Genomic DNA, 12,487 nt, shown 5'->3' on the forward strand with positions numbered 1-12,487 from the left:
TTCAGAGTGAATTATTTGTTTTTACTTTTTCTCTTAAATCAAAGCCTATGTCAGCAATCCCTATAATACGCACAATCACACCGATTGGCGGAAAGAGAATCGTCAATACGACGGCAAAAATGGGTACCACTTTTGAGATGTTTTTTTCGTGGCAATAATAGAAGATAAAAGAAAAGCCCTGAATAAGCACCAGTATAAATAAAATTTGAAAAGCACTCGTTTGCACGAGCGATAAAAAGCTGCCTTTCTCCGGCTGAATCAGCATCAAAAGCAGTGTGAGTAAATAATACCATACCATGCTTTTTGGCAGCCGCATATCCTTAAATTTCTTAAGAGCTGGCATGTCTGGAACAAACCGTTTAATCAACGGCCGCACAAACCAATGATTGACGAAAGACATGAGCGTGACAAAAATCAAAAGCGCTACAGGTAAAGAATTTAATGCCGTATCCTGCATCTCTCTAAACTGCTTGAGTTGTTTTGCTATCTCCTGATCAGTAGCGCCAGATTGTTTTAAGGTACTCTCTACCATCGGCATGATTTGGTCAATTGATTCCTTTGCGACACCCAGTATATCTACTTGAAACAGCTGGACACTGACAACAAAGTAAATGAGAAAACTGAATAAGTAGATCAGCGCACCCGTAATAATAGCCTGACCTGGCTGCCTCCTGCTGTAGAAAACACCCATACCTACTCCAACAGCAATCAGCATTGGCGCACTTAACAGCCCATTAATAGACCCAATTAAAAAGCTGATCACTATGCCAATAGCGCCAGCCGCAATTCCTTTTTTCAAGCCATGCCTGATTGTATAGAGAATGATCGGAATCGGAGCAGCCATGAAGAAAATAATGGCTAAAAGTGGCACATACAAATAAAACAGCGTCATGACCGCAAAAATACTGATCATGATAGCGCCTTCTACTAACGCTTTTGTTTGTTTCACACCTTCACCTCAATCCAATCATTTTTCTATATCTTGCTCAATGTGTACTTCTATGTATACGTACGATGTACGCTCCGTCATATCTTGACCCAACCTTTATTTTACCATAGCCGTAAATCGCAAGTAAAATGCAGGCTATTCCAAGAACGTTTCACGTGGAACAACTTAGATCGTCTTGTACATGCAACTTTTCAGACAGCATGTTACAATTTTTTAGATTATTCTTAGCTATAAACCCTGAATTCAAGGTCAAAAGCTGTTAGAATAGAAACATCATCAATAAAAGTAAGAAGGAGAATTCACATGGGAAAAACACTCGTATTCGGACACAAAAACCCTGACACAGACACGATTTGCTCTGCTATCGCTTACGCTGATCTGAAAAACAAAATTGGCGTTCAAGCAGAAGCTGTCAGACTTGGAGAAATCAATGGAGAAACACAATACGCATTAGATTTCTTTAAACAAGAAGCACCTCGTTTCATTGAAACGGCTGCAAACGAAACAAAACAAGTCATTCTTGTCGATCATAACGAATTCCAACAAAGTGTAAGCGATATTGATCAAGTACAAGTGACAGAGGTCATTGACCATCACCGTATTGCCAACTTTGAAACAAGTGAACCTCTTTACTATCGTGCTGAGCCAGTTGGCTGCACAGCAACGATCTTAAACAAAATGTACAAAGAGCACCAAGTCACAATTGAAAAAGAAATCGCTGGTTTGCTTTTGTCTGCGATCATTTCTGATTCCTTGCTATTCAAATCCCCAACATGCACACAGCAGGATGTTGATGCTGCGCATGAGCTAGCAAAAATCGCAGGAGTAGACCCTGAAGTATATGGTTTAGATATGCTGAAAGCAGGAGCTGACCTAAGCCAAAAAACAGTTCAAGAATTAATCACACTGGATGCAAAAGAATTTGCACTAGGAAACAGCAAAGTCGAAATTGCACAAGTTAATACAGTTGATATCGCTGAAGTAACAGCAAGACAAGCTGACATCGAAGCAAAAATCAATGAAGTCATCGCAGCGAAAGGTCTTGATCTATTTGTTTTAGTGATCACAGACATTCTAGAAAATGACTCTCTTGCGCTTGCCCTTGGTGCTGAAGCAGCAAAAGTAGAAAAAGCATTTAATGTCACACTTGAAAACAACACTGCTTTACTAAAAGGTGTTGTATCAAGAAAGAAACAAGTCGTGCCTGCACTAACAGACGCACTTTCTTCATAAACATAAAAAGACTGCTGACATCTTCAGCAGTCTTTTTTCTTCTTTTAATGAATGTACATATCGCTGACAAGAATATCCTTTAGCACGCTTGTTGGAATCGTGAATTCAACTACACCCATGTAACCAGGCGCCACATCATATTCGTTGAAGGAAATCACCAGTTTGCCTTTTGAATTGATATAGAAGCTTTGATCTGGCTGAATCTTCTTAAACGGATCAACCGTATCTTGCTTCGTCATCCAGTAAATCTTATTTGAATCCTCTTTCATCTGTTTCTTCATTTGTTCTTTAATATTTTCACTAATCACATCAATATAACGGTCATCTTTAAACAGACTTGGTAATGTAATGAGTACATGGTTTTTCTTATCCACCGTATCATATGTCATTTCCTCTGCCGCAGAAGCCTGAGTCGTCACCTTGTATCGACCTAGTGAAAGAATTTGATCATTATTTGTTCTTACTTCATATCCGCTCTCTACACTCAAATGACCATTTTTATAACCCTTTGTTTCCTTTTCAAAATCTTGATACAGCTTTTTGTTTTCAGCTAAATATTTTTGATTCAGGCTGTCTTGTAATTTTCCGTCCCCAAGCCCTGAAACGTGTGGTGTTTTGAGATCAATATTTGTTCCCTGATCGCTCTTTTTAAATTCTGTGAACGTCACGACTTTCACAAGCTCTCCAATGACGGGTACTTCTGAAATCGCTCTTGCTGCCTGCGGACTGACATTTACAGTGGTGACAAATAAAGCAGCTGCAGCAACAAGTCCGATCGTCCATTTCTGAAAATGAGGTTGCTTGTTTTTTCGTTTTAATGTCCGTTCAACCATAGCATCGTATTCCGGGGGAATAGGGATTTCTAGATATTCCTCTTTTAACTGTTCCAAATGCTTATCCATTTATATTTCCTCCTGCGATAATTCTACTTTTAAAAGCCGCAACGCCTTATATAATCTTGTTTTAATGGTGTTTTCATTTTCTCCAAGAATATGAGCAATGTCCTCTAGCTTTAAATCCTCAAAGAATCTTAATATAATGATGACCCGATACATCTCCGGCAAATCTTCTATTGCCCGTCTGACATCTTGATCCTCATAGACATCCGATTCACCCTGTGATAAAAATTCCAGCGTATCATCGTCTGTCACTTGCACACGCTTCTTCTTTCGTAAAAAGTCGAGGGCAGCGTTTACGACGATTTTATAAAACCAGCTATGCATCTTGGTCGCATCCTCTAATCTGTGAACAGATTTGAGTGCTTTATGAATCGCCTCTTGAACGACATCCATCGCATCTTCTGGGTTTTTGACATAGCTATAGGACAATCGATAAAAACTGTGTTTATGCTCCATTACGTAATCCGCAAATTGATCATCAATCTTTCGTTTCTTCATTTTACAAAGAGCTCCTTTATCTTAAATGCGCATCTGTTATTTCTTACATTGGATAGACGCGCACCTGTTAAAAATAGTTTGCGCTCCATTATTTTTTTAACATGTCATCCCATTTACGTTTCTATACAAAAAGAGCGAACCTGTGGCGGGTTCACTCTTTTAGAGTAGTTATTTTTTGATAAACAAATGGTTTGAGTGGTGATAGCGGATGAATGATGGACACTCCTGTTTCCTGCTCCACCTGCTTTGCAGCGTGAACCATCGAGAGCTGCATCACACAAATATCTCCATGCTGCTTCACAGATTGCCTTAACTGTTCCATAATTCGCTCATGGTAGGCTTGTATATCACCGTTCAAGCAAAGATGAAAGACATCCTCTAGCACAACCACTTCTGCCTTCAACTGCTTTCCCCGCTCTTTTACATATGAAGACAGTCGCTTCATCGTTCCTTCTACTGTATCTGGGTTTGAAAACACTAGCTGAAGCGGACCCTCTCGCTCACAAATCTGCTCAAATAACGGCTCATCTATCGGAACAATTGGTTGTTTGAACAGGTGCTGCTGCTCCCCCAAAGCCGCAATGTATTGTGTACACGTTAATAAAACAAGATCAGCCTCTTCTTCTTGCATGAGTCTGTTGATAGCATAGGTTTGCTGCTGCTCAAGATCAAATGCGGGATCTTGTTTGGCTCGTTCCATAAAGGATGAATCGACGATGTGATGCAGATCAAATCCTGTGTCATAGAAAGCGTCGTCAATGTAAGAAATATTAGATGGATGTGCGTGAAGGCAGTGTAATCGAATCATTAGGTCCGCTCCTCATAAAAGTTTTCACTCATTATATCAATCCTTGTATGAAATAGGGAGCAACATGACCATATTGTTAGGGAGATATTGAAGGAGGGATTCTACCTTGAAAGAAGATCAACAGCCTACATCATCTTCAGAGTCAGAAGAAACCTTGACGAATCGCCAAGGTCACCCGGTAACAGATAATCAAAACATGAGAACCGTTGGGAATAGAGGACCGACTACGCTTGAAAACTACGATTTCCTAGAGAAAATCAGTCATTTTGATCGTGAACGCATCCCTGAACGTGTCGTTCACGCACGAGGTGCTGGCGCACACGGATACTTTGAAGCCTACGGTACATTCGGTGACGAACCCATTTCCACTTATACAAGAGCCAAATTATTTCAAGAGAAAGGAAAAAAGACCCCTGTCTTCGTTCGATTCTCTTCTGTTATTCACGGCGGACATTCACCAGAAACTTTACGCGATCCGCGGGGATTTGCGATCAAATTTTATACAGAAGACGGCAACTGGGATCTCGTTGGGAACAACCTCAAAATTTTCTTTATTCGAGATGCTTTGAAATTCCCTGATTTGGTTCATGCCTTTAAGCCTGACCCTGTCACCAATCGTCAGGATGGTGAGCGCATTTTTGATTTCGTTTCACAATCACCTGAAGCAACACATATGGTGACATTTCTCTTCTCGCCATGGGGTATTCCTGCCACATACCGGCACATGCAAGGCTCTGGCGTCCATGCCTATAAATGGGTGAATCATGAAGGAAAAGCAGTGTTGGTCAAATATCACTTTGAACCAAAGCAAGGAATTCGCAACCTGACACAAGAACAAGCCCAAGCCATTCAAGGGGAAAACTTTAATCATGCCACACAGGATTTATATGAAGCCATTGAACAAGGGGATCATCCTGAATGGGAAGTATACGCGCAAATCATGGAAGATGACACCCACCCCCATCTAGACTTTGATCCACTCGATCCGACAAAGCTCTGGTACAAGGATGACTATCCATGGAAACCGATCGGACGAATGGTGCTAAACAAAAATCCAGAAAATTATTTTGCAGAAGTGGAACAGGTTGCCTTTGGGACGGGGGTTCTTGTAGACGGATTAGATTTCTCAGATGATAAATTGCTGCAAGGACGTACCTTCTCTTACTCTGATACGCAGCGATATAGAGTCGGGCCAAATTATTTACAGCTGCCGATCAATGCACCGAAAAAGCATGTTGCCACCAATCAGCGAGATGGGCAAATGGAATATCATGTGGATCAAGGAAAAGGACAAAACCCCCATGTGAATTATGAACCGTCCATTCTCGGAGGATTAAAAGAAGCACAGCAAGATGGAAAGGATCATACGCCTTTTGTAGAGGGTGAAGTCAAACGAGAAGCCATTGACCGCCCGAACAATTTCGGACAAGCCGGAGAAACCTATCGTCGCTTCAATGATTGGGAACGTGAGGAACTGATTAAAAACTTAGTCAACACCTTAGCTACCTGCCAAAAAGACATCCAAGACCAAATGATCGAAAACTTCACAAAAGCTGATCCTGACTATGGAAAACGTGTGGCCGATGGCTTAAAAGCCTTCAAACAAGAGGAGCCAAGCGGACCCATTGGATCAACAGGCGCGGCACAGGCTGTCAACGATGCGATCAACAACAGCACACCTTCAGATCCTTATTAATGAAAAAAGAATGCAGCGGAGTGGCTGCATTCTTTTTGTATACATCTATTAAGCGTTTTGACCTTTTTTGATCCATTCTGCTACATTTACTGTACGTTTCGCCTGATGTTTTGCGGCTGCTTCTGCATCCTCTTGGATCTTTCCATTTTGGTCAACAGTCACACTCACACCGTAAGGGTTACCCCCTGCGCCGTATAAGGAATCATCCGTGTATCCAGGAGCGGCAATAATGGCTCCCCAGTGGAACATCGTTGTATAAAGGCTCAGAACTGTTTGCTCCTGTCCGCCATTTGGGTTTTGTGCAGATGTCATCGCACTCACTGCTTTGTTTGCTAGTTTCCCTTGGAACCATAAACCGCCTGTTGTGTCTAAGAATTGCTTCATTTGAGCCGGTAAGTTACCGAAACGTGTCGGCATGCTGAAAATAATGGCATCTGCCCACTCTAAGTCACTTAACTGAACCTCAGGGACATCTTTTGTTTCATCTAAATGTGCTTTCCATGCTGGATTTGATGCAACAACGGCTTCTGGTGCCAATTCAGGAACCTTTAAAATTTTGACTTCAGCACCAGCTTCTTTCGCTCCAGCCTCAGCCCATTTTGCCATCTGATAGTTTGTACCTGTTGAACTATAATAAATAATCGCTAGTTTTACGTTTTCCACTTGTTCCATCTCCTTTTGTTTGGTTTGCCCAAATAGCTTCTGTAAAAATCCCACCTGTATTCCCCACCTTATTTAAATTGACGACGATACCACAATGCCGCAGCATCGACTTCTTCTCTCGTTAGCTGATGTCCACGATTTTCCCAATGAAGCGTTACGGATGCTCCCGCCTCCTGAAGCAGTTGCTCCAGTTCCTGAGATTCCTCAGGACGGCACATTGGGTCATTTTCACCAGCTGCTATAAAGACTTGTTTCCCCGCTAATGAAGGTAATGAAACCCCTCGTCTTGGGACCATTGGATGATGCAGGATCGCTCCTTTCAGCGCATCTCCGTAATGGAATAACAGACTTCCAGCAATGTTCGCCCCGTTTGAATAGCCGATGGCTACCACATTGTGACGATCAAATCCATACTTATCTGCTGCTTCCCCGATAAATGTATATAATTCCTCTGTACGCTCAATTAAATCTTGCTCATCAAAAACACCCTCTGCCAAACGCCTGAAAAAACGCGGCATGCCGTTTTCTGATACATTTCCTCTCACACTAAGAACAGATGCTTCAGGGTCTACCACTTCTGCAAGCGGCAATAAGTCTTGCTCTGTCCCGCCAGTTCCATGCAGCATGAGAAGGACAGGTTTTTGTTCATTCTTTCCTTTTTGAAAAAGATGCTTCATCATGAATCTCCTTTCCCTTTGATTTCTCTTACCTCAATCGGCAGCACGATTTGTTCAATTTGACTACGCTGCGCCTCATATTGCGGTGGCAGTTTCAACGCTTCACCCATCGTTTCCACAGATTCATCGTGTGCAAACCCTGGAGGATCGGTCGCAATCTCAAATAATATGCCGCCAAGCTCTCTAAAATAAATCGCATTGAAATAATTTCGATCTTGCACAGGCGTCACTTGATATCCGCTTTGCGCAACATGTCTTTGCCAATCTAATTGATCCTGATCATCTGTTGCTCTCCACGCAATATGATGTACAACACCAACGCCCATACGTCCTCGTGCAACAGGTGTCTTGTTCACATCAATGACATTGCCGATTTCTCCAAACGAACGGAATCTCACATAATCTCCTTCTGTGCCGACTTTTTCAAGTCCCATCGTTTGCTCTAGCAGCTGCATCGTTTGCTCAGGCTGTGAAGTTAATAAAACAGCTCCGCCAAACCCTTTAATCGCTACTTCTGGTGTCACCCCATTAAATGTCCAGTCATTCTGTTTTCCTTCTTCACGCTCTACAAGTTCTATCAATAAACCGTGCGGATCTTCAAATGAGAGAAAGGCCTCACCAAAGCGTTCAATCATTTCATAAGAAACGTCAAACTGCTCAAGGCGTTCCTTCCAAAAAGAGAAGGCACCGGTCGGAACGACATATGTTGTCACACCTACTTGACCTGCTCCAATTTGTCCCTTTTGTGCACCTGGCCAAGGGAAAAACGTAATAATGGTACCTGGAGAACCTCCTTCATTTCCAAAATATAAATGGTATGTGCCTGGATCATCAAAATTGACGGTCTTTTTCACGAGACGCAGACCTAAAACACCTGCATAAAAATCAACGTTCTCCTGAGGATGACCAACAATTGCTGTGATATGGTGAATTCCTTCTGTTTTCTTCACTTCTAATGACCTCCTCTTCATGACGTAACATGTATCTACTCATTATGTCTTGACTGACGCTTTTATATTATCTCGAATTCGAGATATATGACAAAAAATATATTTATCTCGAATTAAGGATATTCTTTTTTGAAATAGATGTCAATGATTTTTGTTTTTTTCTTTTCAAAAAGCAGGCCGCTTTATATATAGCAGACCTGCTTCCCCTTGATTATTGAAGCAATTTTTTCTTTTTTAAATAGGCTTCGGCTACTTGAAATGCATCTTTCCCCTTCACATTGACTTCGTAATTCATTTCTCTCATCTCATCATCTGTGATTTGACCAGCGAGCTTGTTGAGAGAGGCCTCAATCTCAGGATACTCTTTTAATGTCTCCTGTCTTAGCAAGGGCGCTCCTTGATAGGGCGGGAAAACATGCTTGTCATCATCAAGCACCTTCAACTTGTATTGTCTCAATTCACTGTCTGTCGAATACGCATCGACCAACTGAATATTCCCTTTTTGAATGGCTCGATATCGAAGTTTCGGTTCCATCGTGACCACATCGTCAAAAGAAAACTGATAAGCTTTTTGAATGCCTAAATATCCATCCTGACGATCAGAAAACTCTAAAGTAAAGCCAGCACGTATACGATTCTTGATTTGACCCAGATCTGAAATCTTTGATAAATCATATTGATCCGCTAGTGATTGATGCACGGCTAAAGCATATGTATTGTTATAAGCCATCGGCTGAAGAAGCTGAAGCTGAAAGGATGACGCCAAACCTTGGCGCGCTTGCTCATACACTTTTTCCTTATCCGTGCTTTTCGCTGTTTCTTTCAGAAATTCAGAAATCGCTGTCCCTGTAAATTCAGGATAGATGTCAATATCACCAGACCGCAGTGCTTGAAAAACAAAGGACGTCTTACCAAGACCAGGCTTAAGATTGACTTGGATATCTGTATCCTGCTCAATTAAAAGCTTATACATGGAGATCAAAATTTCAGGCTCTGACCCCAGCTTCCCTCCAATGGTGATCTCTTTCTTTTCTTGTTGAAACAGCAATGGGGCAGCGACAACTGCTCCTGCTATTACAGCAAAGACCGTCACAGAGATCACGGTTTTTTTAAAGGAGATTTTCTCAAGTGTCCGCAAGACCACATCAAATAAGAGCGCAAGTAATGCAGCTGGAATAGCACCAATGATGATCAACGACATATCATTTCGATCAATTCCAAGCAGAATCAGACTCCCTAATCCACCTGCCCCAATAAGAGCTGCAAGAGTGGCTGTCCCTACAATGAGGACCATCCCCGTTCGGATACCTGCCATGATCACAGGCATAGCAAGAGGGAGTTCTACTTTTAATAAGCGTTTGCGGTGATTCATTCCCATAGCGAGCGCCGCTTCACGCAGCGACGGATCGACCTCACGAATGCCTGTATATGTGTTCCTTAAAATAGGAAGAAGAGCATAGACGACAAGAGCGATAATTGCGGGCACTTGACCAATCCCAACGAGAGGAATCAGCAGTCCAAGCAGCGCCAAAGACGGAATTGTCTGCAAGACAGCCGTCACCCCAATGATCCACTCTGCTATCTTAGGAACTCTCGTTAAATAAATCCCTAATGGAATGGCAATCAAAATCGCTAGAAATAACGCAATGAAGGAAATTTGAATATGCTCAAGTAAGGCGTGTCCGAGCTGATCTTTTCGAGCCCATAACACACTGGTCCATTCATTCATGTGTCTCGCCCCTCTCAGCAGAAGTACCGGCTAAATACTGAATCACCGCTTGACGAGTGATGAGCCCGATCCGTTCCCCATCCTTCTCAAGAACAAGCTCTTCATGCTCTGCCAGTCGAGATAGAACCTCTTCCAGCGTCGCATGGATGGAGACCACCTCATCGCCTAACAGATCATCTTGAGGCATGGGCTGAGAAATAGTTGTCATCTCAAATGCTTGATGGTCTACATGATGGGCAGCTCCTGAAACAAACTCCCGCACAAATGGATTCACTGGATGCTGAATCAATTCCTCTGGGCGTCCAACCTGCACCACTTTTCCTTCATTCATCACACATATCCGATCCCCAAGCTTCATGGCTTCCTGCATATCATGTGTCACAAAAACGATGGTCTTTTGAATACGGCGCTGTAACTCAAGCAGATCATCTTGTAATTTCTCTCTCGTCAGTGGATCTAACGCACTAAAAGGTTCATCCATCAGGACAATCTCAGGATCAGCAGCAAGCGCCCGTGCTACGCCGACTCGCTGCTGCTGTCCTCCTGAAAGCTCTGCTGGCTTTCGATGTCGATAGGTAGCAGGCTCAAGCCCCACCATGAACATCAACTCATCAACACGCTGATTCGTCTCAGTCCGCTTCCATTGTTTCAGCTCTGGCACTACAGCAATATTCTCTTCTATGGTCATATGAGGGAACAACGCTATTTGCTGAAGCACATAACCAATATCCCAGCGCAGCTCATAAATATCATAATCGCTGATGGTTCGACCCTTTATGTAAATCTCACCTTCTGTAGAAGAGATGAGACGATTGATCATTTTCAAAGTCGTCGTTTTCCCGCTTCCACTAGGTCCAATCAATACAAAAAATTCACCTTTCTGAATCTCCAAATCAACAGATTGAACGGCATAGCGGTCATCAGAAAATTGCATCGATACATTCTTAAATTCAATCATCTTCCCACGCCCTGACTGCAAGTATATTTTAAAATACCAATATGACAGATTAACCTAGTATTTGTATAGAACAAACTGTCACGTTGACTCTCTTTTTACATACTTCCCCTAGTTAGACTGCCAGAAACGACTTTCTCATAAAAGTGAGACAAATAAAAAAAGCGAAGAGCTCAAGGCCCTTCGCTTTTAAGTCAACGACTTACTCACCAGTAACGTATGGAAGTAATGCCATTTGACGTGATTTTTTAATCGCTAATGTCAATTTACGTTGATACTTAGCGCTAGTTCCTGTTACACGACGAGGTAAAATTTTACCACGCTCAGAAACAAACTTTCTAAGAAGATCAACATCTTTGTAATCGATGTGCGTGATTCCGTTAGAAGTAAAGAAACATACTTTACGACGTTTCGCACGACCGCCTCTGCGTCCACCTGCCATTTGTTTTCACACCTTTCCTTTGGTCATTTTTTTCAGATCAATTAGAATGGCAAATCATCATCGGAGATGTCAATCGGTTTACCATCATTCGCAAATGGGTCATCATTGAAGCTATTTCCCTGATTACGATTTTGGTTGTTTTGATTGCCATATGGATTTTGACTTGGTTCATTTCCAAATGGATTCTGATCATTTTGGCTGCCGCCATAATACTGGCCTCCGCTATTGCCACCGCCGCTGTATCCACCTGAACCAGCACCGCCGCTTTTAGGCTCAAGAAATTGAACACTTTCAGCTTGAACTTCTGTCACGAAGACACGCTGTCCTTGCTGGTTTTCATAGTTTCTTGTCTGCAAGCGACCGTCTACACCGGCAAGACTTCCTTTTTTCAAGAAATTAGCCACGTTCTCGGCTTGTCTTCTCCAAGTAACACAGTTAATGAAATCGGCTTCACGCTCTCCAGATTGATTCGTAAACGTACGATTCACAGCTAGAGTAAACGTGGCTACAGCCGCACCATTAGGCGTGTAGCGAAGCTCAGGGTCTTTTGTTAGTCTTCCGACCAATACAACACGGTTTAGCATATTGAAAGACCACCTTTAAATATATATTTCAATGATTTATTCTTCTTCTTTAACAACAATGTGGCGAATGATATCGTCACTGATCTTAGCTAAGCGGTCAAATTCTTGAACTGCTGCAGCGTCAGATTGAACGTTTACGATTTGGTAGAAGCCTTCACGGAAATCGTTGATTTCGTATGCAAGACGACGTTTACCCCAATCCTTTGTTCCAGTGATCTCCGCACCGTTAGAAGTTAACACGTTATTAAAACGATCGATAACTGCTTTTTTAGCCTCATCGTCAACTGTTGGGCGGATGATGTACATAACTTCGTACTTTCTCATCTGATTGCACCTCCTTTTGGTCTAAGCGGCCCTATACGGGCAAGGAGCAATAAATTATATTACTCACAATTGTATATTAT

14 protein-coding genes are annotated in these 12,487 nt (G+C 42.3%); 2 read left to right on the forward strand and 12 right to left on the reverse strand.

Annotated elements, in window-relative coordinates; all coding sequences use genetic code 11:
- Position 1 precedes the first annotated feature (1 nt).
- Positions 2-949: a YybS family protein gene (locus MHH31_RS18930; RefSeq protein ID WP_342495134.1), complete on the reverse strand. Its 948-nt coding sequence runs from the start codon at positions 947-949 to the stop codon at positions 2-4.
- Between the two features lie 303 nt (positions 950-1,252).
- Here MHH31_RS18930 and MHH31_RS18935 point away from each other — a divergent pair, with 303 nt between their 5' ends.
- Positions 1,253-2,182: a manganese-dependent inorganic pyrophosphatase gene (locus tag MHH31_RS18935; RefSeq protein WP_008347534.1), complete on the forward strand. Its 930-nt coding sequence runs from the start codon at positions 1,253-1,255 to the stop codon at positions 2,180-2,182.
- 44 nt (positions 2,183-2,226) lie between these two features.
- Here the strand turns inward: MHH31_RS18935 and MHH31_RS18940 are convergent, their stop codons facing one another.
- From MHH31_RS18940 to MHH31_RS18950, 3 genes are all read right to left on the reverse strand, one after another.
- On the reverse strand, positions 2,227-3,084 hold the full coding sequence (locus tag MHH31_RS18940; RefSeq protein ID WP_017368457.1) for a DUF3298 and DUF4163 domain-containing protein: 858 nt from the start codon (positions 3,082-3,084) through the stop codon (positions 2,227-2,229).
- Positions 3,085-3,579: an RNA polymerase sigma factor gene (locus MHH31_RS18945; protein ID WP_007497431.1), complete on the reverse strand. Its 495-nt coding sequence runs from the start codon at positions 3,577-3,579 to the stop codon at positions 3,085-3,087.
- Positions 3,580-3,730: 151 nt separating this feature from the next.
- Complete coding sequence (locus tag MHH31_RS18950) at positions 3,731-4,387, reverse strand: hypothetical protein (RefSeq protein ID WP_146271915.1); 657 nt, start codon at positions 4,385-4,387, stop codon at positions 3,731-3,733.
- A gap of 106 nt (positions 4,388-4,493) precedes the next feature.
- Here MHH31_RS18950 and katX point away from each other — a divergent pair, with 106 nt between their 5' ends.
- Positions 4,494-6,083 carry a catalase KatX gene (gene katX / locus MHH31_RS18955; RefSeq protein ID WP_008347541.1) on the forward strand — a complete coding sequence of 530 codons (1,590 nt, stop codon included), beginning with the start codon at positions 4,494-4,496 and terminating at the stop codon, positions 6,081-6,083.
- A 48-nt stretch (positions 6,084-6,131) separates the two neighbouring features.
- Here the strand turns inward: katX and wrbA are convergent, their stop codons facing one another.
- From wrbA to rpsF, 8 genes are all read right to left on the reverse strand, one after another.
- Positions 6,132-6,755 carry an NAD(P)H:quinone oxidoreductase gene (wrbA, locus tag MHH31_RS18960; RefSeq protein WP_045034926.1) on the reverse strand — a complete coding sequence of 208 codons (624 nt, stop codon included), beginning with the start codon at positions 6,753-6,755 and terminating at the stop codon, positions 6,132-6,134.
- A gap of 59 nt (positions 6,756-6,814) precedes the next feature.
- Positions 6,815-7,426 carry an alpha/beta hydrolase gene (locus MHH31_RS18965; protein WP_024718443.1) on the reverse strand — a complete coding sequence of 204 codons (612 nt, stop codon included), beginning with the start codon at positions 7,424-7,426 and terminating at the stop codon, positions 6,815-6,817.
- On the reverse strand, positions 7,423-8,373 hold the full coding sequence (locus tag MHH31_RS18970; protein WP_017359878.1) for a ring-cleaving dioxygenase: 951 nt from the start codon (positions 8,371-8,373) through the stop codon (positions 7,423-7,425). Before MHH31_RS18970 ends, MHH31_RS18965 begins: the two co-directional genes overlap by 4 nt.
- Before the next feature lie 211 nt (positions 8,374-8,584).
- The gene (locus MHH31_RS18975; RefSeq protein ID WP_342495135.1) at positions 8,585-10,102 is read right to left on the reverse strand and encodes an ABC transporter permease/substrate-binding protein; all 1,518 of its coding nucleotides are present in this window, start codon (positions 10,100-10,102) and stop codon (positions 8,585-8,587) included.
- On the reverse strand, positions 10,095-11,060 hold the full coding sequence (locus MHH31_RS18980; protein ID WP_251185617.1) for an ABC transporter ATP-binding protein: 966 nt from the start codon (positions 11,058-11,060) through the stop codon (positions 10,095-10,097). Before MHH31_RS18980 ends, MHH31_RS18975 begins: the two co-directional genes overlap by 8 nt.
- Before the next feature lie 199 nt (positions 11,061-11,259).
- Complete coding sequence (rpsR, locus tag MHH31_RS18985; protein WP_008347556.1) at positions 11,260-11,499, reverse strand: 30S ribosomal protein S18; 240 nt, start codon at positions 11,497-11,499, stop codon at positions 11,260-11,262.
- A 41-nt stretch (positions 11,500-11,540) separates the two neighbouring features.
- Positions 11,541-12,083: a single-stranded DNA-binding protein SsbA gene (ssbA, locus tag MHH31_RS18990; protein WP_007497456.1), complete on the reverse strand. Its 543-nt coding sequence runs from the start codon at positions 12,081-12,083 to the stop codon at positions 11,541-11,543.
- A gap of 36 nt (positions 12,084-12,119) precedes the next feature.
- Positions 12,120-12,407, reverse strand: a complete 288-nt coding sequence (gene rpsF, locus MHH31_RS18995; protein WP_008347557.1) for a 30S ribosomal protein S6 — start codon at positions 12,405-12,407, stop codon at positions 12,120-12,122.
- Positions 12,408-12,487 lie beyond the last annotated feature (80 nt).

This window comes from Bacillus sp. FSL K6-1033 (assembly GCF_038630765.1).
GTDB classification, from domain to species: Bacteria; Bacillota; Bacilli; order Bacillales; family Bacillaceae; genus Bacillus; species Bacillus altitudinis.

Excerpts from the sequence above, each read along its gene's own strand:
- rpsR (WP_008347556.1), bottom strand. The coding sequence starts at position 11,499 with ATGGCAGGTGGACGCAGAGGCGGTCGTGCGAAACGTCGTAAAGTATGT.
- MHH31_RS18975 (WP_342495135.1), bottom strand. The coding sequence starts at position 10,102 with ATGAATGAATGGACCAGTGTGTTATGGGCTCGAAAAGATCAGCTCGGA.
- MHH31_RS18980 (WP_251185617.1), bottom strand. The coding sequence starts at position 11,060 with ATGATTGAATTTAAGAATGTATCGATGCAATTTTCTGATGACCGCTAT.
- MHH31_RS18945 (WP_007497431.1), bottom strand. The coding sequence starts at position 3,579 with ATGAAGAAACGAAAGATTGATGATCAATTTGCGGATTACGTAATGGAG.
- wrbA (WP_045034926.1), bottom strand. The coding sequence starts at position 6,755 with ATGGAACAAGTGGAAAACGTAAAACTAGCGATTATTTATTATAGTTCA.
- MHH31_RS18935 (WP_008347534.1), top strand. The coding sequence starts at position 1,253 with ATGGGAAAAACACTCGTATTCGGACACAAAAACCCTGACACAGACACG.
- MHH31_RS18965 (WP_024718443.1), bottom strand. The coding sequence starts at position 7,426 with ATGATGAAGCATCTTTTTCAAAAAGGAAAGAATGAACAAAAACCTGTC.
- ssbA (WP_007497456.1), bottom strand. The coding sequence starts at position 12,083 with ATGCTAAACCGTGTTGTATTGGTCGGAAGACTAACAAAAGACCCTGAG.
- MHH31_RS18940 (WP_017368457.1), bottom strand. The coding sequence starts at position 3,084 with ATGGATAAGCATTTGGAACAGTTAAAAGAGGAATATCTAGAAATCCCT.
- MHH31_RS18950 (WP_146271915.1), bottom strand. The coding sequence starts at position 4,387 with ATGATTCGATTACACTGCCTTCACGCACATCCATCTAATATTTCTTAC.
- rpsF (WP_008347557.1), bottom strand. The coding sequence starts at position 12,407 with ATGAGAAAGTACGAAGTTATGTACATCATCCGCCCAACAGTTGACGAT.